The sequence below is a fragment of the Virgisporangium aurantiacum genome (assembly GCF_016863635.1).
Classification (GTDB): domain Bacteria; phylum Actinomycetota; class Actinomycetes; order Mycobacteriales; family Micromonosporaceae; genus Virgisporangium; species Virgisporangium aurantiacum.
This window is the reverse complement of sequence record NZ_BOPG01000081.1, coordinates 39,905-66,617: the sequence shown is the minus strand read 5'-3', so window position 1 is coordinate 66,617 and position 26,713 is coordinate 39,905. Positions and strand designations below refer to the sequence as shown.

Here is a 26,713-nt window from a genome sequence, read left to right as displayed (position 1 = left end):
GAATCACATGTCCGACGGCGATCTCGCGTACGAGCACTCACAGATCGAAGCCATGTGTGCGGAGCTCAAGCGGCTCGTGAACAGCATCGACACCCAGCTCGCACAAGACGTCGAAGCCGAGTTCAAGGTCCTCCTGCAAGACAGGAACTTCGCCGGTCTGGCCGCGGGTGCGTTCAACACCGCGTCCACGGCGTGGAACGGCAAGTGCGTGGAGTACAGCGGCACGCTTGACCGGCTGCAGCTGGCCGTGCACAACGCCAGCACCGACCTCAACAAGGAAGACTCCAGCCTGCAGAGCCTGTTCAACGCCTGACGGGCGCCACAACAGCTCAGCGACAAGCACACCACACGCCCCGCCCGCCGGTCCGGCAGGCGGGGCCAGTGTTTGTCGAGGCCCGGTTCCGTCAGGTGGTCTCGCGGTCGGCGAACAGGCGGACCGGCGGAGACGGCTCCTCGTCCTCGACCCGCTGCACCGGTTGCCGGGTGATCCGGGGCCGCCACCGGCGCCGCCGCCCGCGCGGCACGGCCGCTCCCAGCCCCACCAGCGCGAGCGCGACCAGCACCCCGATTCCGGCGAGCAGCCGGGCGAGGTTCCCGCTCGACGACCAGGACCGCTCCCGGGCGACGTCGCTGGCGTCGTCGCGGTCGAACCCCGGCAGCACACCCGGCTCCGCGTCGGTCAGCTGGTCGGCCAGCGCGCCGTACGGGTTGACGATGCCGTTGCCGTAGGCCGTGCTGTCGATCCCGCCGGGTGCCGGCGCCGCGGTGGCCGTCAGCCGCTGCGTCACCTCGGCGATCGACATCGTCGGCCACCAGCTGCGCACCAGCGCGGCGGCGCCGGCCACGAACGCGGCCGCGTACGCCGAGCCGTCGACGAGCGTCAGCCCGCCACCGCGCTGGGTGCTCACCACCGCGGCACCGGGAGCGACCAGGTCGATGAACGGCCCCCGACCGCTGTTCTTGGTCGCCATGGTGCTCTCCTCGATCGCGGCCACGCCGATCACGCCCGGCAGCGAGGCCGGGTACGGAACGCGGTTGCCGCCGTTCGTTCCGCCGTCTTCGCCGACCGCCGCGACGATCAGGACGTCGGCGGCGACCGCCGTCGCGACCGCGGCGGCCAGGTCGGGGCTGGGCAGGTAGGCCGCCATCGGAACGAGGATCACCTTGGCCCCGCGCGTCACCGCGAACCGGATGCCGTTCGCCAGCCCGGCGACGCCCGCCGAGGGGCCGCTCGTCTCGTTGTCGCTGACCCGCACCGGAAGCACGGTCGCCTGCGGCGCGATGCCGTGGAAACCGATGTTGGGTTGGGGCTGCGCGACGATGATGCCGGCGGTCTGTGTGCCCCGGCCGGCGCAGTCGGACGCGCCGTTGCCGCCGGGCGCGATGAGGTCGGTGCCCGGCTCTACGCGGCCGGCCAGCTGGGGGTGGCCGGCGTCGACCCCGGAGTCGAGCACCGCGACCCGCACGTTGGCGCCGCGGGTCAACGCCCACACCCGCTCGACGTTGAACATCCGCTGCGGCCACGGCACCGGCGCGAACGCCGTGCCCGGGTCGGTGCAGTTCGGTGCGGCCACCGCCGGCGCCGCCGGAACAGCGACCAGCCCGGCCGCCGCGACAGCCGCGACCGCCCACGCCCGTACCGCCGGACCTCTCCTCACACCTGCCCCGTTCCCCCGTTTTTGCCCTATTCCGCGATGACCTCGTTGCCTGCCGCCGCCGCCTGCGCGAGGAACTCGTGCAACTGCCGCGCGTTCACCCACTCCGCCTTGATGGACTCCCGGCGCACGGCCACCGGGCTCTCAACGTACCGGCTGCTCCACGGTAGCTTGGGCGTCAGCTCGGTGACGGTCTCGTCGCTGAGCTCCCAGTAGCCGCCGGGCCGGGTGGCCAGGTCGGGGATGCGGCCGGCGGCCTCGCTGAACGCCCGCAGGCGGTCGCCCGACCAGTGCGGCGGATCGTCGGCCCAGCCCTCCTGGTGCAGCCGGTCGAACTCGGTGAGGGCGTCGGGATCGGCCTCGCCGAGCAGCACGCGCGCGGTGTGCACCACGTCGTCGGCCTTCGGCAGGATGTCGACGCGCCAGTCGTCGATGTCGAACTCCTCGTCGTCCCAGTGTTCGACCATCCCGGGACGCCCAGCGATCCACTTCACGGGCGAAGCCTAATACCGCGACGCCCACCCGGTAGGGTCGACGCATGCCGCTACGACTCGCGCGGACGAACGCCGAGGCACACCTGTACATGGAGCTCAATCCATGTGAGAACTGCGGAGAGCGCGAGTTCGAGCCGACCGACACCATCATCCTCGCCGAGGGTGATCTGGCCAGCCGGTACAGCGGCACCTGCCCGCGGTGCGGTGTGTACCGCGAGTTCGTCTTCCGGCTGCCCGACGAGGTGATCATCCCCGATCCCGAGGAGCCGGTCTTCGGTGACGACAGCCCGTCCACGCTGATCGACGCGGGCGAGTGGCTGTGGATCGCCGACCTGATCGCCCGCAGCACCCCGGCCGAGCCGGAGGACGGGATGACACCGGCCGACCGGCAGCAGATCCGGCTCGAGCTGCGCACCGCCGCCGCCGCGGTCGGCGAGGCGGCCAAGTTCGTGCCGCCGGGCGCCGACACGGTGCCGGCCGACGCCGTGTGGAGCCCCCGCGGCCGGGCCGTCTACGACGACGAACCGGGGCGGTTCCGGCTGTCCCGCCTCCAGGTGGTGCAACGCACCTACCGGAACATCGCCGACCGGTTCCAGGACGCCAACGCATGAGTGAGCGCAGCGAGCGAATCATCAACTCAGTGTTTGGGTCATGCGTCGCGGAGCGCAGCGGAGCGACGGCATGACCGACCCGTTGGTCTTCCCGGTCGGGCTGCTGGTCGGCACGTACCAGGATCCGGGTGACGCCGACGGGCACCACCACGAGATCCGCCGCGGCGCGCAGATCCACGAGTTGACCGACGCGGAGTTCGTCACCTGGATGTTCGCGCACGGGGCGCCCGAGGGCGTCGACGGACCGTGGACCGAGCCGGCGCTGCTGCGTCACCTCGCCGCCCAGCGGCTGCCCCGGCCGGCCGAACTCGTCGACGGGCTGCTCACCCGGCGGCTGCTCGCCGAGGTGCCGCCCGACGACGCCGTCACCTTCGCCCGCACCCACCGGGTGGTACCGACCATGCTCGGCCTGGGCAACTCGTCCGACGAGCCGGGCCTGTACTCGATCGGGCTGCTCGGCCAGGAGCGGATCCGCGTGTCGCGCCTGGTGTTCGAGCTGTGGACCTGGGGTCACCTCGACGAGGACCTGTGGCACGCCTGCGAGACGATCGCCGCCCTGGAGAAGGCACCCGACGCCGCGCCACCGGCCGACGGACCGGGCGAGATCCTCGACGGGTTCCTCGGCACGCTGCACGGCCTCCTGAACGCCCAGGCGGCGTACGTCGACCCGGTGGAGCGGTCATGACGGCCTGGGTGTTTCCGGTCGGGCACTACCTGGGGCCGTTCGTCCCGGGACACGACGAGCCCGCGGAGTCGCACCGGATCCGCATCGGCGACGAACTGGTCAAGCTCGTCACCGAGACCGAGTTCATGGCCTGGGGACTGGCCCACGGTCTGCCCGACGCGGTGTCACCGGTGTCCGGTCGGGTCTGGACCCGGGCGGTCATGGCCGCCATCGCGGGCGGGCGCGGCACCACCGACCTCGCCGACGCCGTCGACGGGCTGCTGGCGCTCGGCGCGCTGGTGGAGGTGGGGCCCGACGCCGTCGATCCGGCCACGTTCGCCCGGAGCCACCGGCTGCGGCCGCTGTTGGCCGGCCTCGGCACCACGGCCGCCCGGCCCGACCGGTACCGGATCGGCGTGTTCGGCGAGGAGCCGGTCGCGGTGGTCGACGCGCAGGTGTTCGACCTGTGGCAGTGGGCGCCCCGCGTCGACACCCTGTGGGACCTCGACGAGTTGCAGGCCGGTACCGCACCGCTGCTCGGCGACGACGCCGACGGCGTACCCGGGCTGCTGCACCGGGTCCACACGCTGATCGCGAACGGCTGCGGCTACCTCGACGTGGCGGCCACGTCGACGTAGGCGGCGCTCACCGCGAGCAGCCGGTGCAGCGCCGCGGTCATCGCCGCCAGGGCGGCGTCGGGCGCCTCCGGTGCGGCGTCGGCACAGGCCTCCCGCAGCGTCGGAAACTCGGTGCCGCGCTCCCACACCGCGAGGACCGTCTCGTCGACGCTCACCGCCCGCTCGCCGACGCCCAGCGCCAGCCCGTCGTCGCCGTAGCGCCAGCCGATGCCGAACGTCAGCGGCACCACGCGGTGCCGGTCGGCGAACGCGTCGTCGACCTCGGCCAGCAGGCCGTCGCGCAGCAGGATCGGGACCGCCGACGCCGCCAGGTTCCGCGGCTCCGGTAGCACGTCGAGGATCCGGTCCCGGGTCCACAACACCGGTTGGGCGAGGTTGGTGAAACTGTGCGCGGCGAACCAGACCGCCGCCTCCTCCGCCGAGTCGAGCGGCTCCGACCCGCGCCCCACGCGCACCCGGTGCCGGGCCTGCCCGACGCTGTCGTCGTGCACCAGCCCGAGGTAGTGCCCGACCGGAACGATCGCGGTGGTCACGCGGCACCGCCCGGGCTCGCGGCCGGGTCGGCGCCCGGGCCTGCCGCCGGGCCGGCGACCGGGCTTGCGGCCGGGCTCGCGGACGGGGCCAGCGTCGCGTCGAGGCAGGCGACGTTCGGCGCCAGCAGCGCGTGCAGGTCGCCGACGACCGCGGCCACCAGGACGCGCGGGTCGCGGTCACCGAGCGGCAGCCCGACCGTCGTGGCCCGCACACACGCCGCGTACAGGTCCGGTTCGAGGCCGGCCCAGGACCACACGTAGAAGATCTCCGAGGAGAGGGACACCAGCGGTGATCCGGGGAAGCCGATCCAGAACGTGCGGCCGTCGGCGCCGCCGTTGCCGAGGCCGACCGCCTGCGGCAGCAGCCGCACCGACCGGGCGAACTCCTCCACCGGCCCGTCGAGCTCCCGCAGCAGGCCGACGCCGAGCAGCCGGTCGGCGATCCCGTCGACGTCGGTGTCCGCGGACCGGTCCGGCAGGTTGGCGCGCATCGCGGCGCGATCCCACCGGTCCAGGTCGGGCGCGCCCGGCACGCCGTGCGCCAGCGCCCACACCAGATGCTCGTCGGCGGACAGTTCCATCCGCCGACCGCCGATCCGCACGACGTGCTCCAGCGTCGGACCCGACGGCCGGTCGATCGGCAACATCCCGAGGTAGCGCCCAACCGGAAAGACGAGCCGCCCGGTCACGACTCGTACTGTTCGACCAGACGGGTCAGCTCGACCAGCACCCGGCGGCGCTCCGCGAGCGTCAGCTCCAACCGCTCCCGGCCGAACCGGGACGGATCGGCGGTGCGGACCGCGCGCCCGCGCTCGGACGTGAACGCCTCCACCGGCACGGCCGCCGCGCCCGGCGGCAGGAACTTCAGGATCTCCTCGGTGGTGGCGGCGGCGTCACCGGCCGCGTCCCACGCGTCGCCGACCTGCTCCGGCGACGCGCCGCCCGGCAGCTTCGTCGCCTCCGCGGCCGACTCGCCCAGCTCGTAGAACTCGCCCGGATCGATGATCGTGGACGGTTCCGGGCCGCCGAGAGCCGGCGGCGGCAGGTTCGGGTCGAGGACGACGAACTCGAACCGCCGCCGCGTACCGCAGGCCGGGCAGTCGCCCTCGTACGACGAGATGCGCTGCCCGTCGCGCTCGGCCGCCTCGTGCACGGTCCACGGGAAGTAGGGCTCGCCGCACCGTTCGCACGGATGCAGATCCATGTACATGTGACACTCGGCCATCGCACGCGCTACCAGCACGGGTTCCCCACCTCCGGGTCGCTCGACGGCACGCGCCGCCGCGCCGCCGTTATCCTGGCTGATGTGATCGCGCCACTTGCCCGGACGCCCGCCGAAGCCAACCTGTACATGGACATCAAGGCGTGTCCCAGTTGCGGTGGCAACGGATTCTCGGGCACGAGTGTGGTCATGCTACAAGACGGTGAAGTGTACGAACGCCACACCGGAACCTGCCAGGAGTGCGGCTCGCCGCGCGAGTTCGTCTTCCGGATGCCGCGCGACCCGGAGTTGCGGCTCGGCGCCGCCGACTTCGGCGGCCCGGAGCCGTCGGAACTGCTCGATCCCGGCGAGTGGATGACCGTGGCCGATGTCGCTACCGGCCGCGACGGCGGCCCGTCAAAGAGCGACCTGGCGTTCGCCGCCGCCGCTGTCGAGGAGGCGCTCAAGTTCGTGCCGGCCGACGCCGACGACATCCCGCCGCACGCCTTCCACAGCCTCATCGGACGCGAGGCGTACCAGCGCATGCCGGCCCGGTACAGCCGCGGCCGGTTGTCGGCCATCGCCGCTGCGCTCCGCGAGCAGGCGGCCGCGCCGTACCGCACCCCGCCGGACCTTCCGTAACTCACGAAGCCGCTGGCCTCCGCAACCAGGTGACCGGGCCGTCGAGGGGCACCCGGACCGACCACAACGTGACGTCCGGATCGGTGGCATCGGGATCCTGGCGCGCCGCGTAGAACGACAGCCAGAAGTCGCCCTGCTCGTCTTCCCAGGTGCGCGGCGAGGGCCAGGCCGGCGAATCGACGATCACCTCGCGCGGACCCGGAGCCGGCCAGTGCCGCGTGATCAGGATCTCGGCGTACGCCAGCGGATCCAGCCCGCCGTGCCGCAGCGCCCGGCCGAGTTCGGCCAGCGCGGGCGGATCGTCGAGGTCGATCGGCGTCTCGTCGTCGAGCAGGAGGAACACCCGCTGCGGAACCGACCCGGAATGGTCCTCGTCTTCCCGGGTGACCGTGACGATGCCGGCCACCCCGGGCGCCTCGGAGATCCGCAGCCAGCCCCGGACGACCTCCACGAACAGGATGCGTTCGGGCGTGCGCACCGACACGGACGGTCCGTCGGGAAACGCCTTGGCCCAGGTGATCTCCTCGTCGGGAGGGAGCACCAGGCCGGCGAGTTCCACCAGGGTTTCCGTGCTGACCATCGATTCCCCGTTCCGTGTGACGCGCACCGGTCACCAGCCTACGGCGGCGTCGGCCGATACGATGCCCGACGATGGTCGACGAGCAGCGGTTGGTGTTCCCGGTCGGGCAGTTCGGCGGCATGGTCCGCGGCGACGGTCCCGGCGACGTCCGGTTCAGCATCCGGCGCGGCGACGCGGTGTGGACGGTCGAGTCCGACCCGGGCACGCTGTGGCTCGACGCGCACGGGCAGCTCGAGACGCTGGCCACCACCGCGTGGACGCGGGCGGCGGTGCTCGGCAACCGGCGGAGCCTGGCGCCGGTCGAGGAGGCGAAGGCGTACGGGCAGCTGCTGGGCCTGAAGCTCGTCGCGGAGATCGATCCCGACGACCCCGAGGCGGTCGACTTCGCGCGCACCCACCGGCTGGTGCCCCGGGCGCACGGCATGGGAAACAGGTCGGACGACCCCAGCCGGTTCCTGGCCGGCTTCCCACCCGACCAGGTGGCCACGTTCACCTGGCACCAGTGGCGGCTGTGGCGGCAGAGCCACCTCGAACCGTCGCTCTGGGACGGCTGCCGGCGGATGGTGGCCGACGAGCAGGGCGCCGGCCGCACCCTCGACGCCCGCGACCTGCTCACCGGCGCGCTGCGCGGCCTGCACGTCATGCTCGGGCTCCAACTGGCGTATCTCGACGTGGCCCGGGGAGGAGGAGCATGAGGGACGAGGATCTGCTGATCTTTCCCGTGGGCCACGACCTGGGCCCGTTCTTCCCCGCCACCGGCGAGACGTTCGAGTACTACGAGGTCTGCGTCGGCTACCAGGTGTTCGGGCTGCGGACCAACTACGACTACGCCGTGTGGATGCGCGCGCACGGTCCGGTCGACGAGACGCCGCTGACCTACGCCGGCTACCGGCGCAACCTGATCAGCGACCGCATACCGGACGCGGGTGCGCGCGCCGCCCGCCTCGCCGCCGACGGGCTGCTGTGCCGGGTGCCGCCGACCGGCGCCGGTGCGGTCGAGTTCGCCCGGGCGCACCGGCCGATGCCGCTGGCGACCGCGATCGGTGACGTCGGACCGGACATCCCGGCCGGCACGTACGCGCTGGGCCGGCCGACCACGGTGTTCCACTACGCCGACGAGGTGGAGTACTGGTTCTGGCTGTGGGGCGGGCACTTCGACAACCTGTGGCTGGCCGTCGAGGCGTTCGCCCGCACCGACCTGGGCGCCGCGACCGGCGCCGGCGACCCGGAGCGGTGCCTCCTCCCGGCCCTGCACGCGGTGCAGGGTCTGATCAACCACTCACTGCTGTTCCTCGACGCGGCCTGGGACCGGCGGTAGCTCGTACACCCCGCCGTTGCCGGCCGGCCGCAGCGCACCCCGCCGGACGTGCTCCTCGCACGCCGCGGTGAGCTCCTCGACGCCGAACCGGATGCCGGTGCGGTCGGCCAGGAAGTCGCGCAGCGCGTACACGTCGACGACGTCGAGCAGCCCGTCGGCGGGCCCGGCCGGCCGGTCGGCGGGCGCGTAGCCCTTCCCCTGCAGGGTCAGCGGCGTGTCGTCGGGGGCGAACACGTCGTAGCCGTTGCCGTGGATGTCGTAGCGCAGCCCGCCCGCGCACTCACCGCGCCGGGCCAACCGCCCCATCCGGGCCAGCATCGCCACCTCGGAGATGAAGCGGACGTCGAACTCCGCGCACATCGTCGCCCGGGCCGCCGCGGCGAAGTCCAGTGCCCGGCCGACCAGGTCGAGGAGGTCGGGCGGCCGCACCGGTGCGGGCTCCGGTTCGAGCTCGCCGAGCCGGGCGGGCGCCACGGGCGGCGCCGGCTGGAGGTACGCGCAGAACGAGTAGATGTCCGGCGCCACGACGTCGACCTGTTCGGGTTCGCGGTCGGTCGCGATCTCGTCGAGGAAGACGATCTCGTCGAGGCCGGGAAGATCCGCGCGGACGGCGAGCAGCCCGCCGGTCGCGACGGCGATCACGACGTGGTCGCGGATGAGCCAGGCCGGTGCGCGGCGCGGGCCGAGGCCGAGGTCGACGTGCGGCTCGTCGGGGTGGACGCCGAGCAGCGGACGCACGGGCGACAGCTGGAACCGGAACCCGGGCACGTGCACCGGTTCCGGCGGGGTGGCGCCGTTGTTCTCGGCCAGCCAGCGCCGGTAGACGGGCGGCAGGTCCCGTCCCAGCCGCCGCTCCGCCGCGGCGACGGCGGCCGCGTCGACCGGCCCGGACGGCCGCAGGTCCACCGTCGTCCAGTCCCGGTCGCCGGTGAGCGGCGGCGGCGTGAACGGCGCGGCACCGGGCGGCACCGACCGCACGGTGGCCTCCCACAGGTCGGGGTTGGCGAACCGGACGTCCTCGAACCGCCAGGTCGTGTCGCCGAACTCGACGGTGTCGCCGAGCCCCAGCCACCGCGGTTCGAGGTCGGCGCCGCCGACATGGGCCATGAGCAGCATCCGCGGCGGCGCGTGCTGCATGCTCTGCACGCCGAACGCCACCGCGCCGTCGCTGCTGAACGCGGGCGCCGACGGGCGCAGCGTGACGGTCTCCACCGGGTTCTCCTCCGTCATGAGAGCCTCGTCGACTCGTCGAGCCACTGCCGGACGTCGTCGATCGGGCCCGCACCTGTCAGGTACGGCGCGAGCAGTTCCAGGTCGGGCAGCAGCCACCGGATCTCGTCGAGCGCGTCGGCCTCCGGGTCGTCGGTGCCCGCGTCATCGCCCGCACTGTCGCCCGCATTGTCGCCCGCCGCGCGCAACCGGGCCGCGACGGCCACCGCCTGCCCGGGGTCGAGCCGGAACGTCGCCAGCATGCGCCGGGCGACGCGATCGGGGTCCACCTGCGGGGCCTCGACCGGTTGCCCGGACCGCGCCAGGCTCGACGCCAGCATGGCCAGGCGGCCGGCGGCGTAGTGCCGCGGCATGCCGTCGCGCTCGGCCAGGTCGATCAGGTCGACCACCAGGTCGACGCTGTCGCGCAGGCCCTCCGGTGACGCGGTGTGCGCGGGGCTGGCGTCGAACTCGGCCCGTTCGATGAACGCCAGCCACCAGTGCCCGCGCAGCTCACCCGGTGCGCGGTCGCTGAGCCACAGCCACCGCCGCGCCGGTTCCACCGCCCGCAGTTCGCGGTACAGCTCCTCCGTCACCCGCATGTCCCTCAGTACCCGTACTGCTTGATCGCGCGCATCGGCACCGGCACCCCGGCCAGCGTGAACGCGTCGACGCCCACCTGGAGGTCCGTTCCGCACGGGCAGCTCGGCGTGTAGTGCCCGGTCTGGTTGTTGATCTCGGTGACCATGCCGCCGCGACCGAACATCACCATTCCGGCGCCGAGCACCGCCTCCCCGTTGTTCAGGGTCGGATGCGTGACGACCATGTGGATGAACTCGGCGATGCGCAGCTTGCCGTCCACCGACACCGACCAAATGTACTTTCCACCGGCCCGGACGGCGGCGCGGAACGCCGGAGTGCCGGCCTCGATCGGCTCCACCCCGACGGCGCGGGCGGCGAACGTCTCGGATTCGAGCCTGTCCGGGAAGATGTTGTCGACCGGGCCGCAGTACGGCGGCGGCTCCTCGCCGAACGCGTGGCCAAGCAGGCGCGCCGCCTGCGCCGGCACCGGTGGCGGCGCGGCGGGCGGGTCCATGTCCTGGGTGATCCTGGTGATCGTGATGTGGACGATCGTGGTGTCCAGCTCCGGGTATCTCGGATGCGGCTCCTCGCGCATCTCCAGCGGCGGGAACAACCGGTAGACGTCCGCCGGCATGGTGAGCTTGCGCCAGTGGTCCGACCACGCCACCAGGCCGGGCGCCGTCCTCATGCCGCTGTTCGGGACGTCGTCGGTGTAGAACTCGAACCCGATCGTGCCCTCGCGCAGCGGACCGCGGTGGGCCTCGACCGTCGGGTCCGGCATGCCGCGCACCAACTGCCCCCACAGCTCGCCGGAGTCGTGGATCTTCCGCATGACCGCGCCGTCCTGGTTCTTGTACGCGGTGCGGTGGAACGGCCCGAACAGAGCGGGTGACCCGGGCGGCGCGAGCCACTCCAGCATCCACCGGTTGCCCCGCTCCTCCGCGAGCGCGAGCACCTCCTCGCGGGAGTTGATCCGGTCCGGGGGCGCGTTGAGTTCGGCCGGGAGCTTGTCGACCATGCTCCGGTCGGCGGGAGCCAGCAGGCCGAGCCGGAACTCCAGGTCGTCGGCGTCGCTCGTGGCGGGGTCCAACCCCATGTCCCGGAGGTGACGCGCGACCAGGTCGCCGAACCGGGTCAGCTCGGCGCGGGCCGGATGACCGTACCGACGCGCGCCCGGCACCTCGGCCATCCGCCGGAACTCCGCGACCAGCGTCCGCAGCGCGTCCAAAATGGATTCGTCCGCCGGGCTGAGCCCCTTCGCGGACCGGTCGGCCGGGTCGCCGGTGAGGACGTCCGGCGGCGGCGGGTCGCTCCGCCGGCCCGGCCACCGGATCGCCTCGGTCGGCGGAGACGGGCGGCGCGGTGCCAGGTTCAACCAGCGCATCGCGGCGGACCCGAGCACGTCGAGGTGCACGAACTCGGGATCGAGCAGCTTCACCAGCTCGGCGAACGGGATCGGCGACGTCGGATGCAGCTCCCCCCACGGGTTGTCAAGCACCACGTTCCCGTCGTCGTCGATCGAGACGATCTCGTAGCCGTGCCGGGAGATCAGGCCGTAGGGCGGTGCGGTGCGCGTACCGGCGGCCCTCGTGGTGACCGTCACCGGGCTGCCGGCGGCGAGCAGGTCGCGGATCGTCTGTTCGACGTGCCGCGGTGTGACACCGAGGATGTTCAGGTACGACACGCGCGCCGGTACCCCGGTCAGCGCGGTCAGCAACCGGGCCCGTTCGATGGCGCTGTTCCCCGAACCGATCTCGGCGTATCCGGTCGGTGGCGCCGTCGTCCGGTCGGGAAGCGGCCCGACGTCGGGCTTCTGGCCGCGCAGGCGCGCGTCACGCAGGTACTCGGCGCGCATCCGCGCCCGGTGCTCACGCCAGGTCCGGTTCCAGGCGGCGCGCTGCTTCCGGTCCCAGAGCTGACCGAACCCGGTGAGGCTCTTCTCCAGGATCGGACCCCACGCGGCGTTGTTGTGCGGCCGGCCGTAGAGGACGGTGCCGTGCTCGTCGACCGGGAGGTCCGGGGTCACGACGAACTCGAACATCACGGCGGTCGGAACCACCCGGTTCCCGCGCACCTCGGTCCCGTGCAGCCGGACGGTGTACGTGCCGTCGGCGTTCCCGGTGATCACCCACCGGATGTCGTCGGGCCGCGTGCCGGCGACGGACCGGATCGTCGAGATGTCACCGCAGTCCGAGAGGACGCCCTGGGCCAGGTCGGTCCGGCCGGCCGTCTCCGTACCGAGCGGCATCCGGCGCCCGGACCGGTTCAGCGGATAGCCGTAGGTGGCGTCGAACTCGTCGTTCGGCGCGACCGGCGGCCGGTGGACCGTGAGCCGCACCGGGTCGCCGTCGACGGCCGGAAGCCGCGGCCGCCGCACCGGTCCCCGGATGCCGACGGGCTCCGGCGCCTCGGGTCCACCGATCGCCCGGAACGCGTTCACCAGCACCGCCGGAACGAGGCGCATCGAGCGGCCGTCGCCCACGTGGTAGGGCACGTTCCCGGACAGCAACGCGGCCGCCGCCCCGCGGGCGACCTCCGCGTACGTCGCCTCGGCCCGCCGGCCGTCCTCCCACACCTGTGCCGCCCGGCCCGCCGACGTCGACAGGTCGAAGTCACCGGAGACAGGGCCCAGTTCCACCCGCGGCCAACCGGACACCGCGTACGGGGCGAGGTCGATCACCCCGTTCAGGTCGACGTACACCCCGTGCTGGTGGACGCGGTGCGCGAGCGCCTTGTCGACGAACCCGATCCGGGTGATCGCCACGTGCGACAGCCGGATGACGCGGCCGGCGCTTTCCGGCAGCCGTGGCAGGACCGTCGCGCGGAACTCGCCGTCGACCGCCGCCGCGCGCAGCCGCTCACGCACGTGCTCCGCATCAATGCCGGTGCCGGCTGGTCCGGTGCCGAACACGCGCCGGTAGTCGGCGGCGCGGGCGAGCAGGTTCGGCCGGTCCGACGGGACCGGCGTGGCGAGCACCCGCCGGACGTCGGCGTCGGTGATCGCGGGCAGCCGCAGCGCGTCGAGGAACCGTCCGATGTCGGCCGGCACGACGTCGGCGTCGGGCTCCTTCTCCGTCGCCTGCCTGGTCCGGTACGCCTCGTACCAGTCCAGCAGGTCGGCGAGGGACCGGCGCAGGAGGAGCCGGCCGGCGCGGTCGGCGGTGGCGTAGGAGCCGATCTCCGCCCGGATGTCGTCCGGGTGCGGCGGCATGCCGAGCGCGGGCAGCAGGGCGGTGAGCCGGCCGTACAGGTCGGGCTCGTCGGTGGCCAGTCGCGCGGCGGCGGACGGCGTGAGGCTCCGCAGGAAGCCGTCGGCGAGCACCGCCCCCCGGATGCCGTCGGCCAGCCCGTCGGCGATGGCGAGCAGGGCCGTGGCGTGCCGGGCGAGCCGGTCCGCGCCGCTCGTGAAGCCGTGCATCGACAGCGCCCGGTGCGCCACCGAGAACACGTACGGGTCCGACCGGTTGGTCCACTCCAGCGCGTCGAGCATGGCCCAGGTCGCCGGCGCCAGCAGGCCACGGTCGCGGAGTTCCTTCCGGAACCCGACCGCGCGCGGGTCGGTGCCGTTGATGCCCAGGCGCTCCATGACCTCGACCGCCGTGAACAGCGTCCGCACCCACGGCCAGCCGGTCTGCGGCAGCGCCCGGAACGCCGCGCCCAGGTCGTTGAGCCGCTTCAGGCCGTCGGGGTCCAGGTGCGGCGCGGTGACCCGTGACGCCGGCCCGGCGGGCGCCGTCACGGGCGTGGCCGCCGGCGTCGGGGGACCCGTCAGCGGCGTCTTGATCGGCAGGTCGAGGTGGACGAACTCGTTTTGCAGGAGGACGAGCGCCTCGTCCCACGGGATCGGGGACTTCGGGTGCATGAAGCCCCACGGGTTGCGGAGCGTGACCTTGCCCTCGTCGTCGATCGCGACGATCTCGTACGCGTGACCGGCCATGAGCCCGTACGGCAACGGATCGCCGATCGGGGCACCGTTCAACGTCCGGTTCTGGTAGGACGCCTTGGACCGGGTGGACACGGTCACCGGGCTGCCCGCGGCGAGCAGTTCGCGGATCGCGTCCGGGATCTGGGTGGGCCCGGCCTGCTGGAAGGTGAGCGGCGACGTGCGGGCCGTGATCCCGGTGAGGGCGGTCAGCAGCTCTGCCTGCTCCACACCCAGGCCGCCGCTGCCGATCGTCGCGTACCCGCCGGCGGGCGCGACCATCTTGTCGGGCAGCGGCTCGGCGGTGGGGGTGACGCCCTTCTTCCGCTCCGCCTCCTCCCATGCCTGGCGGTGCCTGAGGCGGGAGGCGCGGTGCCTCGCCTGCCATTCGCTGCGCCGGATCCGGTCCCACAGCTGGGAGGTTCCGATGAAGGCCTTCTCGAGGATCGGGCCCCACGCGGCGTTGTTGCCCGGCCGGGCGTAGGCGAACCCGCCCGCGCCGTTGACCGGAAGGTCCGCGGTGACCGTGATCTCGATCTTCTCGCCGGTCGCGATCGCCCGGTTGCCCTTGATGACGGTCTTGAACAGCCGGACGGTGTAGGTGCCGTCCAGGTTCTCCGTGACCGCCAACCGGATCGTCTCGGGCCGGTGCCCGGCGACCGACTGCATCGTGATGACGAGCCAGCAGTCGCCGAGCGCACCCTGGCTGACGTCGGTGCGCTTCGGCGACCCGGTGCCCAGCGGCATCCGTCCGGACGGACCGTCCAGCGGCTGGCCGTAGGTGGGCTTGAGGTCGTCGGACGGTGCGAGCGGGGGGTGGTGCACCGACAGCCGGATGGTGTCGTCGACGGGCGCGGACGGGTCGTCGTCGGGGCCAGCCGCCGTCGAGGCGGACTGCGACCCGCCACCCGCCGCCACGGGCTGGGACGGGCCCGTCGTCGGCGCCGACCCGGCCTGGGGCTGCGGCGTGCGCGGTCGGGCGTCGACCGGTCGCAGCGCCTGCACCAGCACCGCCGGAACCGGCATCATCGACCGTCCGTCGGCGACGTGGTACATGAGGTTGACGGCCAGCATCGCGGTCAGATGGTCGGCCAACTGCGGGGTGATGTGCTCCGTGTAGGTGGCCTCGGTCCGCTGGATGTCCTGCCAGACCTGCGCGTCCTGGCCGGCGGCCGTCCGCATGTCGAGGTCCTCGTTGATCGGGCCGAGCTGCACCGGTTTCGTGCCCTTGAGCACGTACGGGTTCAGGTCGACGACGCCGCGCAGGTCGACGTAGACCCCGTCCCGCGCGATCCGCATCGCCAGGGCCGGGTCCACCGCAGTGATCTGCGCGAGCTGCGCCGGCGACAGGTGGATCACCTGCCCGGCCTGGTGCGGCATGCGCGGGAGGACGGTCGGCGTCAGCTCACCCTCGACGGCCGCCGCCTGCAGCGCCTCGCGCACCTGCGCGTCGGTCAGCCCCTTCGGGTCGGGTGCGGGCTGGCCGTCGGCGTGGCCGAGGAAGGTCCGGCGGTAGTCCTGGACGCGCGCCGCCGCGGGGGGACCGCCGCCGCCCTTCGGGTCTTTCGGGTCGGTGGCGAGCACGGCCCGCACGTCGGCGGCGAGCATCGGCGGCACCAGCAGCGAGTCGAGGAACGCGCCGACCTCGCCGCCCAGGATCACGCCGCCGTCCCGGAGCGGGCGCAGCGCCTCGTACCGGGCGACGATGCCGGCCAGCGACTCGCGCAGGGCGACCCGGCCGGCGCGGTCGGCCTCGGCGTACCGCCGCGCCGCCTCCTGGATGTGCGCGTCCTTCCACCACACGACGGCGTCCGGCGCCAGCGCGGTGAGCCGGGCGTGCAGGGCGGGTTCGGCGGTGGCGAAGTCCGTCACGGCCGGGCCCAGGTCGGCGAGGAAGCCGGCGACGATCGCCGACCGCCGCACCGGGTCAGACAGGTGCTGCACCGCTTCCAGCATCGCGACGGCGTAGTGGACAGTGCGGCTCGCCTCGTCGGGGAAGCCGTGCAGGCGGTACGCCTGGCGTAGGGCGGCGGCCACGTACGGGTCGTCGTGCGGCTTGCCGTCGAGCTGCTCGATCAGGTCGTCCGCGGCGCCCGTCAACAGGTCGCGCGTCCGGAGGTCCCAGCGCCGTTGCGACGCGTCCTCCTGGGACCCGTGGATCCCCAGCGCCACCAGGAGGCCGGCGGTGTCGAAGAGCGACCGCAGCCACTGCCACGACGCCCGGGGCTGCGTGTGTGCGTCGGCGGCCAGGTTGTTGAGGCCGTTCAGGCCCTCGTGGTCGAGGTGCGACCCCGGCGGCGGTGGCGACTGGGGCGGCTGGGGCGGGGTGGTTCCGCCGGACATGGCCCGGCTCGGCACCGTCAGCGTCCGCAGCGAGATCCCGTTGGCGACCATCGCGTCGGTGACGTCGACGACCGGAACCACCGGAACCCCGGCGAAGATCGCCGCCTGCCGCCGGTGCGGCCCGTCCGCCAGGTACAGGCGGTTCTGGAACCGCACGACGTGCAGCGCCGCCGACGGGCGGGACCAGTCCCACAGGCCGGCCCGCATCTGGTCGGTGAACCGCCGCAGCGTCGGGCTGTCGGCGTCGATCTCCCACGTCGGGACGATGGAGGCCGGCGGCACCCACTCGACCGGCTGGCCCGCGTGACCGCCGGGCTCCTCCAGGACCTGGTCGACGTCGTTGCCCCGGCTGTAGAGCGCCCGCACGATGTCCTTGCCGTCCGGCCGCGTCATGAACAGCCGGATGACCACCTTGACCTCGACGTCCTGCTCGGACACCAGCAGCCAGGCTGACTTCGGCACCAGCCGCTTCGCGGCCTCGGCGAACGCCGACACCGGCGGGTCCGCCGCCCCGTCCGCCAGCGGGTCCGCCCCGCGACGCAGCAGCGCGACGACGAACTCCCGCTGACGCAGGTACGCCGGCAGTTCCCGGTCCAGCCGCAGCCGCGCCATGGCGAGCTTCAGGCTCTCCCGGTCGGTCGCGGCCTCCTGGATCGCGACGACCTGGTCCCACCGGTTGGGCTGCCGGACGTGCTCGGTCTCGTGCACCATCGCGACGAGAACGTCGAGGTACGCCCGGCCGGTCCGGATGAAGACCCGGTCCAGCGACCCCTTGTAGAAGGCGCCGTGCGCGGTCTTCGTGTCCTTCTCCTCGCCCAGCTGCTCCAGCACGGCCTGGCGACCCGCCTGGCCGTCGACGGCCGCGGCGTGCTCGGGGTCGAGCGGAACCGCCCGGGCCGCGTGCCGGATCAGGTCGGCGGCGAAGTCGGCGGGCAGCAGTTCCTCGGCCAGCGCGCCGATGACGGCCTGGTCCACGACGTGCAGGTGGTGGCCGTCGACGCTGATCGCGAAGCGGGCCAGCTGTTCGGGTCCGAGCGGGTCGGCGACACCGGCGCCGTAAGCCGCCGTGTACTCCCGGACCAGCCGGCTCAGCTCGCGCAGGGCCGCGCGCAGCGGTGCCGGGTCACCGGCCCGGCGGGCCGGTTCCACCAGCGCGGAGACGGTGTCGGCCTGGGCCCGGATCGCCGCCAGTGCAACCGCCGCGTCGCCGCCGACCGCGTCGCCGACCGCCGCGCGTTGTACCGCCTCGACCGCCGCCCGGACCAGGTCCGGGATGCCTTCGGTGGTGGGCCGGCCGGGTGCGGGCGCGGGCACCCCACCCGGTTCGAGGACGGCGTCGACGTCGGCCTGCGGTGCCGGTCCGGCCGCGGTCGCGGCGTCGACGGTGTCGGCGAACGACGTGTCGCCGTTGGGGACGGCGGTGTGGTGCCGCCACAGGTCGCGCAGGTCGTGACGGCCCGCGACGGCGGGCGCGACCACGTCGGCCGGCAGCGCCGCCCGGTCAACGGCGAAGCCACCGTCCGGGAACTCCGGCACCAGCACACCGCCGGGCCGGGCCAGGTACCGGTGCACGCCGCCGGGCCCGGTCACCTCCACGAGGACGTCGATGTCGCGCAGCGTCGCCAACCCGAGCGCGGCGGTGATCGGGTCGAGCCCGCCCGCGGTGGCCGGTACCGTGCCGGACATCCGGGCCGCCGGGACGGGAGCATCGTCGTCGACGGCCCAGACCGCCCGGCCGGAACCCGCCGCCTGCTCCGCCCGGAGCTCGTTGAGCTCGTGCTGGAACAGCGTGAACGTGGCCTCGCCGACCGCGGGGTGCGGGAACGGCTCCGTGCTGGTCACCGTCTCCCGGCCGGTGACGCTGTCGATCGACAGCCGCCGCAGCGTGGCCTGGAAGATGACCTTCACGGTCGCCTTGGCGCCGGGACCGGTCTGCGCGTTGTAGCTCTCGTCGCGGTCACCGGCGACGGAGCGCTTCTGCTCGGCGGCGCCCGCACCGCGCGCGGCCCGGCCGATCGCGTTGTCGAGGCCGTACTCGTCGGCGTCCAGGGCGTACCCGCGGGTCGTCGGCGCCGGCCGGGACAGCTCGTCGGCCGCGCCCGTCACCCGCTGTCCGGCGTCGAACTCCTCCAGTTCGACCCCGGGCAGGTTCTCGTCGTCGACGCGCAGGTCCACCAGGATCGCCCGGACCCAGACCTGCAGCATCCGGCCGGGCTCGTCGGGCACGGTCACGTTGACGGTCGGGTGGCCGCCCGGACCCGCCATCCGCTCCAGGCCGGCGAGCCCCGACAGCGCGGACAGCTGGTGGTTGAGCTGGCCCTCCACCCGGGCCAGGTCGGCCTTGCCCAGCTCCCTGCGGAGCACCTGCCGGCTCAGCGCGGCCACGTCGTCGAGCAGGTTGACGTCGGGTGCGAAGAGCCGCGACAACGGCACCGCGCGCGGGTCGAACGGCCGGTTCGGGTCGACCGGCGGCCGGGCGGCGTCGACCATCATGACGGCCGGCACCATGTCGACGATCGTCGTCTCGAACTCGACGACCGACACCGACTCGGCGTCGCGCCCGATCGCCGCACGCGTGGCGGCCCGGCCGCCCCGGGCCAGCTTGACCGTGGTCTGGTTGCCCTTCCGGGTCGCCTCGATCCGCACCTTGAGCGGCCGTTCGACCAGATAGGCGCCGGTCAGCCCGCTGCCGAGCATGCGGATCCGCTGGCCGCTGACCGAACCGGTGCTGGTGCTGCCGCGGCTCGATCCGGCGCTCATCTCCGGGGTGTCCAGCGCCGCGCCGGACGACGCGGCGCTGCCGCCGTACGACCAGCCGGTCATGTCGGCGAGGTCGTGCGTGGCGTACCCGTAGCTCATGTCGTACTGCAGGACGTCGTCGCGGTACCCGATCACGCGGCCGGCGCCGAGAACGGCGTGCATCCCGACGGTGACGCGTTCGCTCAGGTACCGCCCGACCGGCACGTCGAACGACAACCGCTCACCGGCCGGCGACAGCATGTTGTCGAGGCGGTCGACCCATTTCTGGCCGGCCAGCGTGGCGTCCAGGCCCTGCGCCAGCCCGGGCAGCCGCGCGAGCGCGTTCGGCGACACCCGCTCGATCCGGTCGGTGACCAGGTCGACGAACTCGGCCGGCCGGCCGTCGACGGTCAGCGACACCGGTTCCACCGCGCCCTGGCTGCGCACCCCGGCCAGGTAGTCCGGCGGCCGCTTCGCCGCGACCTCGGGCAGCACCGGCGCGATCGGTCCGGTGTGGTCCATCAGCCCGGTCAACCGCGACACCGGTGCGATGCTCCGGTCGACGGCCGGCAGGTCGGCGAACGTCTCGGAGATCCGGTCGGCGAGCCGCTCGGCGAGGCCGTCGGCGGAGACGAAGTTCTCGTCGGGAACGTCGGGACGCGGGTGCCGCCGCACCTCGTCGCGGTAACGCCGCATGACCGCCACGACGGTCAACCGGTCGAGCTGGACGTGCCCGCCCGCGTACCGGCGCAGGGCGTCGGCGACCTGTTCCAGCGGCACCGGGAGCAGGTCCCGCGCGTAGAGGTTCAGCGCCTCGCGCTCCGAGATGGCGTACACCATCGTGCGGTCCCCGACGGTCCGCTCCTCGACCGACCCGTGGTCGAGCAGCCACGGGTTGTGCCGCGTTCCGGTGACGGTAAACGTCACCGGCACCTTGTACACGTACCGCGTCGCGTAGTCGAGGAGCAGGCGCTCCCGCCCGTACATCCGCGCGGTCGAGCGGGACCGGCCCTCCAGCCAGGTGCGTCCGAAGGCGACCCGGCCCGCCCCGTCCGGGTCCTCGGCCGCGGCGTCGACCCCGCCCGGAAGGTCGTATCCGCCGGTGACGAACGCGTTCACGTCGGTGGCCGCCACACCGCCGAAGCTGGCCGAGTGGGTCGACATCGCGGTGGCGCTCTCGCGCATCGACACGAACGCCGCGCCGACGAACTCCGAGGCACCCGCCCGCCCGCTGATCGTCAGGCTCGACCGGCTCGGCGTGAGCCCGCGCGGGTCGACCGCGAGGTCGGTGCGCCGCGGCGAGAAGAACCAGTGCGGCGACCCGACCAGGGACCGGATGTTCGCGAAGGACGCCAGGTGGGCGAAGCTCGCGGCGCCGGGCCGGCTCGCGTCCGGCAGCACCTCCTCGACCGCTTCCCAGACCCCGGACGCGTCGAGGTGCAGGATCCGGGCCCAGCGCAGGGCCTCCATCGGGGTGTCGGCCGGTTCGGTTCCCGTCACCGGCACCGGCGCCCGGAACGGAACCGCCGACGGAAGCAGGTCGACCGGGATGGTGATCTCGACCCGGCCGCCCGACGAGCCGATCCGCCGCTCGCTGCTGTCCTCGTCGAGGTAGTACGCCTCGATCGTGATCGGGACCTGGAACACCGCGGTGTGCCGGGCGTCCAGGACGCTGGCCCGGATGACCATGTCGCCGGCCGACGCCCCGGAACTGCGGGTGCCGGTCTGGCCGGTGTTGGCGTTCAGGCCGCCCGGCATCACGGCACCGGGCGTCGTGTCCTGGTCCATGCCGGCCTGAACCCGGCCGGTACGGGCCCTGGTCTGGCCGCTGGTCTCGGCGAACGTGCCCACCCCGGCATCGGAGAGGTACACGTTCTCGGCCGACGACGTGCCGACGAACCGCTCCTGGCCCATGGTCACCCGCAGGCGCAGCGTCGTGTGCCGGGTGACGCCGCCGCGGCGTTCCGACACGAGCGGCAGGTCGAAGCCGCTGCTCTGGGCCAGCTGGTCGAACCTCGCCGCGAACTGTGCCGGAGCGAGTTCCTGCATGACCGCCATGTTCGCCAGCTGGCTCAGCCGGACCCGGCTGTTGCCGGACAGCGCCGGTTTCCCGTTCTCGAGGGGCGGCAGGACGCCGTCGTCGCGGAGCTTCTCCTCCACGATCTCGCGCAGCGTCTTCGGTCCGATCTCCTTCAGCCGCCGCACGGACGCCGGGCCGGCGCCGGGGATGCCGGTCGGGCCACCCAACCAGTCCGGGAACTGGCCCAGCTTGCCGTCGGGAACGCCCGGAACCGGGTCGTCCCGCAGGACGACGGTGCCGTCGGGGTTCCGCGCGATGATGGCGGCGTCCTCGACGGGTACGCCGAAGTAGTACGCGTCGGGCTCGGTCAGGAGCATCACGACCGAGCCGTCGACCTTCTGCGGCTGTCCGTCGAACGGCAGGTCGCCGGCGATCTCGTCGAGCGGCTGCACGGTGACCGTGTGCTCGACCGTGAACTCGTATCCCTGGGTGTGACCGGCGAACCGCTGCATGTTGGTGCGGCTCGCGGTCTCGCTGGCGGAGATGCCGGACCGGCGGCCGAGGCGCGGCGAGTAGGTGCCCCGCGCGTACAGGTCGACGTCCTCGTGGGGCAGCTTCACCCCGCCGGCGTAGTCGAAGCCGCGGTTGCCGCCGGAACTGGTGCTGCCGGACGCGCTGGCGTAGTTGACCACCCGCCGCTCGAAGTGGTTCAGGTCGCTGGCCCGGCCGATCATGTCGACGGTGCGCACGAGCTCCGTCTTGATCGTCACCAGCGTCGCGGGGCGGCCGTCGACCTGGATGGTCCGCTGGAACCCGACCGGGTCGTTGACGGCGTCGAGCAACCGGGCCGGCAGCTCCTCCAGCACGAACGTGCGGACCTGCTCGCGGACGGTCCCGCGCAGGCTGTCCTGCCCGTACGGGAGCATCTGCAGCACCCGCTCGTTCAGCGCCTCCAGGTTGTGCAGCGCGATGACGCTGTGCTCGGGCAGGTCCGGTTCCGGTACGGCGGTCGGCTGCTCCTCCGCCAGCGAGGTGCGCTCGGCGTCCGGCACCGCCGGCTCGGTGTACGGGTGCGACACCCACAACGACACGCTCGACGCGTCACCCGGCTGCGGCTCGTCGACCCGGTCCCAGCCGCTCCACGTCGCGCCCGGCCCACCGAGCCGGACCTGCGTCTCCCAGTGCCCGCTGGCGTCGTAGACGTCGGACGGGCCGAGGTTGTCGACCACCGCGCCGGTCATGGCGAAGTCGTAGCCCGACCCCTGCACGGCCCACTGCCGGCGCAACTCGCCGCCGAGGTTGACGATCGCGTGGCTCAGCACCGCCCGGGTGACCCCGAGCGCGCCGTCGGCGTCCGGCTGGATCACGGCGACGACGGCGTCGGCGGCCGGGAACACCCCGCCGCCGCCCAGCAGCCGGTTCGCGGTGGCGCCGATCACGTGGCTGCCCTGGGGGAACATCGGGTTCTGGCTCTGCGTCAGCTCCGACCCGGTGGTCGGCGGGTTGAGCAGCTCGACCAGGTCGCGCTGGTGGAACCGGATGCGGACCTCGACGGTGCCGAGGCCGAGCGGGAACACCACGCCGTCGTTGATGACCACCCAGCGCCACTGCGACCGGATCATCCGCCACAGCTCGTCGGGCTGGAGCGTGACGTTCCCCTCGAGCCCGGCGATCGCCTCGTTGATGTTCTTCGTCAACGCCCCGATCAGCGGCGCCTTGCCGGCGGGCACGGCGGCGGCCAGCGCGCGTTGCTCGGGCAGGGCCTCCCGCGTCTTCTCCGCGAAGGCCACGAACGCGTCCCCGGCGGCGGTGGTGACGCCGGTGAGCTCGCTGTCCGGCCACGGCCGGGCGGCCACGTCGGGATCCGCGGCCGTCGTGCCGACGGTGCGGTACCCGGTGGCGGCGGCGCGCGCCAGCGCCTCGGCCTGTTCGTACCGGGCGGCGATCCGGAGGTGCCGCTCGGACTCGTCCTTCGCCCGATCGGCCTTCTGCAGCGCCCGGCGGCGCCGCTCGCCCGCCTGCAGATCGGCGCCGGCCCGCTGTTCGGTGGCCGCGGTTGCGGCGGCCGCGAGCTCGTCGCGCTGCCGCTGCTCGGCGTCGACCGCGCGACCCAGCCGGGCGGCGGCCCGCTCGCCGAGCGCCAGCGCGGCGCGGTCGAGCATGGCCGCGAGCTCGCCGGCCTCCCGCGCCAGGTCGGCGGCCGGCCGGGCCGGGTCGACGGTAAGGCCGAGGACGCGGTGCGCGGCGGCGGTCAGCGACTCGATCCGCAGGTCGGCATGTGTGTCGACCCGCGGGGCCGGTGTCGGGTCCAGCCCGACGAGCATCGCCTGGGCCGCCGCCGGCAACGCGGACCGGTTCCACCGGTCGGCCGGGTTGTCGGTGATGACGCGGCCGGCAAGCTCCCGCGCCGCCGTCCTCGTCTCGGCCGGCAGCGCCGCGGCCTGCCACACCTCGCCGAGCGCGACCAGGACCCGCTCCACCCCGCTCAGGCCAGCGCCGGCGGGACCGCCCGCCAGCGAGCCGAGCGTCGCCGCGGCCTCGGCCCGGATGCCGTGCACGTCGAGGCCGTCGGCGGACCGGGCGGCGAGCCAGTCGCGCACGCGGGTGACCAGATCGGCCGGCACCGTCGCCAGGTCGACGCGGATCACCGGCGCGATCTCGGCCAGTGTCGCCTCGGCCAGCGCGCCCGCCACCTGCCGCCGCGTGACGTCCAGCAGGTTCTCCGGCGGCACCGCGGCGAGCTGCGTCACGGAGAGCCCGGGCAGCAGGTCGGCGAGCACGTGCCGCCACTCGGCCCGCACCAGTGCGGGCGCCGTCGCGTGCCCCCGGGCCAGCACCAGCGCGGCGGCCAGGGCCGGGTCGCGGTGCCACGGCTCGCCGGGCGTCCCGCCGACGAGGTCGTTCACCAGGCGGGTCAGTCCGGCGGCGGCCAGCGCCCGCAGCCGCTCCCCCACCGCCGGCGAGTCGGCCAGCTGCTCGTTCAGCGGCCCGATCGGAACGGTCACCTGAACGCCGGCACCCGTCTCCACCGTCACGGCCTCGCGGAGCGGCACGCGCGACGCCGCGCGGGCCAACCCGCTGTCGACCAGCGCGGGCAGGGCGGCGTCGACCGCGGCCCACACGGTCTGCAGGCGGCGCCCCCGCGCGAACCCGCGCCACGGCGCGTCGTCGGCGGCGAGCGACCGGACCAGCGCGATCGCGGCGGCCGGCTCACCCGCCGTGGCGAGCCCGCCGACCACCCGCTCGAGCCGCTCCGGGCCGACGCGGTCGAGGAGGGCACCGATCCGCTCGTCGTGGTCGAGCGATCCGCTCGGGCCCGCGGCAGCCCGGCGGGCGAGCTCGAAGCGCAGTTCCGCCACGGCGACGAGGTCGGACCCGGCCAGCGCGTCCCGGCGCCGGAACCAGCCGGCGAACCCGGCCGGGTGCCCGCCCAGCGTCGCCACCAGCCCGTTGACGAGCACCGGGCCGGCGACGACGGACCGGTCGGCGACCGGCACCCGGTCGGAGATCTGCACCTCGTGGACCGGCACGCCGTCGGCGGTGGTGTCGGCCGTCGGGCGGGTCAGGCCGCCCGCGGTGACCGACGGGACCGGCCCGGCGGCGAAGCGGAAGGCGGCGACGGGCCGGCCGGTCGCGGTCGACACGGCCAGGAGAACCTCGTCGACGGCGTCGTACCGCAGCGTGTGCCCGGCGACCGTGTCCGGGGCGATCGAGCCGGCCGCGGCCAGCAACGCGGCCCGGTTGGCGGCGACGTCGCGCGGACCGCCGTGACCCGGCAGGCCGTCGGCCGTCGACGTCGGCGGTGCCGGTTCGGCCGCGGGCGGTTCCGCGAGGACGACGTACTCCCAACCGGGGCGGCGCAGTTCGAGGTAGACGTCGCGGGCCGCGGCGGGCAGCCGGTCGGCGCGCACGTCGGACGCGTCGATCAGCTCCCAGCGGGCCTCGGCGCCGGCGCCGACCAGGCCGAGGTGCGCCAGGTGGGCCCGCAGGTCACCGACGATCTCGACCCGTTCGGCCGGCTCGGCGGCGACCAGCCGGTTCACCAGCGACTGCAGGTCGCCGACGCCGCCCAGGTCGTGGTCGCTCAGCCGGTCGGTGCGGCCCGGGGTGCGCGCGCTCGGCTGGAGCAGGTGGTCGTCGGTCGGCTGCCCGCGCCGCGACGCCCGCCGGCCCAGCTCCCAGACCTCGTGGGTGAGGGTGTCCAGGAGGTCAGCGGTGCCCGGGTGCCGGTCGGACAGGGTGACGGTCGCGTCGGACGTGCGCAGCCCGCGGCGGACCAGCGTCGACCGGGCCCGGAGGCCACCGACGTCGCCGGCGCCCACGGTCAGGCGCAGTTCGCCGCCGCGCCACAGCCGCACGGCGAGCCGGACCCCGACCACGGCGCCGCTCGGATCGGTGACGACACCGGTCTCCCGGATCTCGCGGATGGCCGAGTCGCGGATGCCCGCGTCGTTCAGGCGCCCGGTGAGGTGCTGCCGGAACGCGTCGAGCACCGCCGGGGCGTCGGGCGTCGTCCGCCACTGCGCGTCGGCCCGCGTGTACGCCACCCGCGTCGCCGTCACCGCCGGTCCGCCCGGCGCCGGTCCGGGCTGGCCGGGCTGCGCGCCCGGCTGTGGCGCCGGGCCGGGCTGCGGCGCCGGTCCGGGCTGGCCGGGTTGCGCGCCCGGCTGCGGCGCCGGGCCGGGCTGTGGCGCCGGGCCCGGTTGCGGCGCCGGGGCGGGTTGCGGGGTCGGGTTCGGGGCGGCCGTGGCCAGGGCCGCGGCGACGGTGTCCGCGAACCGCGCGGCCTGGTTGGGGACCGCCTGGTGGTGCCGCCACACGTCGCGCAGGTCTGTCCTGGCCGCGTTCGCGGCGTCGACGAGGTGCCGCGGCAGCCCGGCGCGGGCCTTGGCGAAGCCGTCGTCGGGGAACTCGGGGGCGAGCCGGGCGCCGGGGCTGGCCACGTACCGCTGCACCGAACCGTCGGGCTCGGTGACGTCGACCCGCACGTCGATGCCGCGGGCCGAGGCCAGGGCGAGCGCGGCCATGATCGGGTCGGCGAAACCCGGTCCGGCGGCCACCGGGCCGGCGAGCCTGACCTGGCCGCCCGGGAACGCGTCCATCCGCCAGCTCGACGGCGACACACCCGCGGCCTGCCGCGCCCGGTGCGCGTCCAGCTCGTACTGGAACATCGTGATCGTGGCCCGCCCGGTGGCCACGCGGCCGAGCGGCGTCCGGCTGGTGACCGTCTCCCGCCCGGTCAGGTTGGCGACGGACACCCGGCGCACCGTCGCGTGGTAGGTGACGCCCAGCGAGACCGTCGCCCCTTCGCCCTTCTCGAAGATGCTCATCTCGTCGCGGTCGCCGGAGACGATCGAGGTCTGCTCGACGGCGGCCGCGCCGCTCGATCCCCGGACGTCGAAGTCGGCCACGTTGACGTCGGCGATGTTCCAGTCCTGGACGTCCTGGAAGTCCTCACCGGCCGACCGGCTCGGCGGCGACACCCGGACCCGTTCGTTGGACTCGCCGGACGTCCGCTGCGACCGGTCGACCTCCCGCAGTTCGACGTCGGGCCGGTTCTCC

16 protein-coding genes (1 of these 16 only partly in view) are annotated in these 26,713 nt (G+C 74.1%); 7 read left to right on the top strand and 9 right to left on the bottom strand.

The window, feature by feature from the left end:
- Positions 1–7: 7 nt before the first annotated feature.
- A complete protein-coding gene (locus tag Vau01_RS50610; RefSeq protein WP_204008406.1) occupies positions 8–313 on the top strand; it encodes a hypothetical protein in 306 nt (101 codons plus the stop codon).
- 91 nt (positions 314–404) lie between these two features.
- Here Vau01_RS50610 and Vau01_RS50605 read toward each other — a convergent pair whose 3' ends face one another.
- Both Vau01_RS50605 and Vau01_RS50600 read right to left on the bottom strand, forming a co-directional pair.
- Positions 405–1,658 (bottom strand): S8 family serine peptidase, encoded by a 1,254-nt coding sequence (locus Vau01_RS50605; protein ID WP_204008404.1) that lies wholly within the window; start codon positions 1,656–1,658, stop codon positions 405–407.
- Positions 1,659–1,684: 26 nt separating this feature from the next.
- Complete coding sequence (locus Vau01_RS50600) at positions 1,685–2,149, bottom strand: hypothetical protein (RefSeq protein WP_204008402.1); 465 nt, start codon at positions 2,147–2,149, stop codon at positions 1,685–1,687.
- 44 nt (positions 2,150–2,193) lie between these two features.
- Between Vau01_RS50600 and Vau01_RS50595 the strand changes: the two genes are divergently transcribed.
- From Vau01_RS50595 to Vau01_RS50585, 3 genes are all read left to right on the top strand, one after another.
- Entirely contained in the window at positions 2,194–2,760 is a 567-nt protein-coding gene (locus Vau01_RS50595) for a hypothetical protein (RefSeq protein WP_204008400.1), read from the top strand.
- A 70-nt stretch (positions 2,761–2,830) separates the two neighbouring features.
- On the top strand, positions 2,831–3,445 hold the full coding sequence (locus tag Vau01_RS50590) for a hypothetical protein (RefSeq protein WP_204008398.1): 615 nt from the start codon (positions 2,831–2,833) through the stop codon (positions 3,443–3,445).
- The gene (locus Vau01_RS50585; protein ID WP_204008396.1) at positions 3,442–4,062 is read left to right on the top strand and encodes a hypothetical protein; all 621 of its coding nucleotides are present in this window, start codon (positions 3,442–3,444) and stop codon (positions 4,060–4,062) included. Before Vau01_RS50590 ends, Vau01_RS50585 begins: the two co-directional genes overlap by 4 nt.
- Here the strand turns inward: Vau01_RS50585 and Vau01_RS50580 are convergent.
- The 3 genes from Vau01_RS50580 to Vau01_RS50570 are packed head-to-tail and all read right to left on the bottom strand — an operon-like array spanning position 4,032 to position 5,838.
- Positions 4,032–4,595 (bottom strand): hypothetical protein, encoded by a 564-nt coding sequence (locus Vau01_RS50580; protein ID WP_204008394.1) that lies wholly within the window; start codon positions 4,593–4,595, stop codon positions 4,032–4,034. The two genes, Vau01_RS50585 and Vau01_RS50580, sit on opposite strands and share 31 nt — an antisense overlap.
- The gene (locus tag Vau01_RS50575) at positions 4,592–5,284 is read right to left on the bottom strand and encodes a hypothetical protein (protein ID WP_204008392.1); all 693 of its coding nucleotides are present in this window, start codon (positions 5,282–5,284) and stop codon (positions 4,592–4,594) included. Before Vau01_RS50575 ends, Vau01_RS50580 begins: the two co-directional genes overlap by 4 nt.
- Entirely contained in the window at positions 5,281–5,838 is a 558-nt protein-coding gene (locus Vau01_RS50570) for a hypothetical protein (protein ID WP_204008390.1), read from the bottom strand. The genes Vau01_RS50575 and Vau01_RS50570 overlap by 4 nt, the downstream gene beginning before the upstream one ends.
- Positions 5,839–5,901: 63 nt before the next feature.
- Between Vau01_RS50570 and Vau01_RS50565 the strand changes: the two genes are divergently transcribed.
- A complete protein-coding gene (locus tag Vau01_RS50565) occupies positions 5,902–6,438 on the top strand; it encodes a hypothetical protein (protein WP_204008388.1) in 537 nt (178 codons plus the stop codon).
- Between the two features lies 1 nt (position 6,439).
- Here Vau01_RS50565 and Vau01_RS50560 read toward each other — a convergent pair whose 3' ends face one another.
- Positions 6,440–7,018, bottom strand: coding sequence for a hypothetical protein (locus Vau01_RS50560; RefSeq protein ID WP_204008386.1), 579 nt, complete (start codon positions 7,016–7,018; stop codon positions 6,440–6,442).
- Positions 7,019–7,089: 71 nt separating this feature from the next.
- Here Vau01_RS50560 and Vau01_RS50555 point away from each other — a divergent pair, with 71 nt between their 5' ends.
- On the top strand, positions 7,090–7,713 hold the full coding sequence (locus Vau01_RS50555) for a hypothetical protein (RefSeq protein WP_204008384.1): 624 nt from the start codon (positions 7,090–7,092) through the stop codon (positions 7,711–7,713).
- Entirely contained in the window at positions 7,710–8,336 is a 627-nt protein-coding gene (locus Vau01_RS50550) for a hypothetical protein (protein WP_204008382.1), read from the top strand. Before Vau01_RS50555 ends, Vau01_RS50550 begins: the two co-directional genes overlap by 4 nt.
- On the opposite strand, the gene Vau01_RS50545 is transcribed toward Vau01_RS50550, so the two are convergent.
- The 3 genes in view from Vau01_RS50545 to Vau01_RS50535 are tightly spaced (at most 11 nt apart) and all read right to left on the bottom strand, a layout consistent with a single transcriptional unit that may run on beyond the window.
- Entirely contained in the window at positions 8,298–9,566 is a 1,269-nt protein-coding gene (locus Vau01_RS50545; protein ID WP_204008380.1) for a DUF6406 domain-containing protein, read from the bottom strand. The two genes, Vau01_RS50550 and Vau01_RS50545, sit on opposite strands and share 39 nt — an antisense overlap.
- Positions 9,563–10,141, bottom strand: a complete 579-nt coding sequence (locus Vau01_RS50540) for a hypothetical protein (RefSeq protein WP_204008378.1) — start codon at positions 10,139–10,141, stop codon at positions 9,563–9,565. The genes Vau01_RS50545 and Vau01_RS50540 overlap by 4 nt, the downstream gene beginning before the upstream one ends.
- An 11-nt stretch (positions 10,142–10,152) precedes the next feature.
- Positions 10,153–26,713: the end of a C2 family cysteine protease gene (locus Vau01_RS50535; protein ID WP_204008376.1), read on the bottom strand. The gene runs 29,519 nt beyond the window's last position; only the last 16,561 of its 46,080 coding nucleotides appear in the window; its start codon lies off the right edge, out of view; its stop codon occupies positions 10,153–10,155.

Bases quoted from the DNA above. Each gene is read 5' to 3' on its own strand.
- Vau01_RS50560 (WP_204008386.1), bottom strand. From the start codon at position 7,018: ATGGTCAGCACGGAAACCCTGGTGGAACTCGCCGGCCTGGTGCTCCCT.
- Vau01_RS50585 (WP_204008396.1), top strand. From the start codon at position 3,442: ATGACGGCCTGGGTGTTTCCGGTCGGGCACTACCTGGGGCCGTTCGTC.
- Vau01_RS50545 (WP_204008380.1), bottom strand. From the start codon at position 9,566: ATGACGGAGGAGAACCCGGTGGAGACCGTCACGCTGCGCCCGTCGGCG.
- Vau01_RS50550 (WP_204008382.1), top strand. From the start codon at position 7,710: ATGAGGGACGAGGATCTGCTGATCTTTCCCGTGGGCCACGACCTGGGC.
- Vau01_RS50555 (WP_204008384.1), top strand. From the start codon at position 7,090: ATGGTCGACGAGCAGCGGTTGGTGTTCCCGGTCGGGCAGTTCGGCGGC.
- Vau01_RS50595 (WP_204008400.1), top strand. From the start codon at position 2,194: ATGCCGCTACGACTCGCGCGGACGAACGCCGAGGCACACCTGTACATG.
- Vau01_RS50590 (WP_204008398.1), top strand. From the start codon at position 2,831: ATGACCGACCCGTTGGTCTTCCCGGTCGGGCTGCTGGTCGGCACGTAC.
- Vau01_RS50610 (WP_204008406.1), top strand. From the start codon at position 8: ATGTCCGACGGCGATCTCGCGTACGAGCACTCACAGATCGAAGCCATG.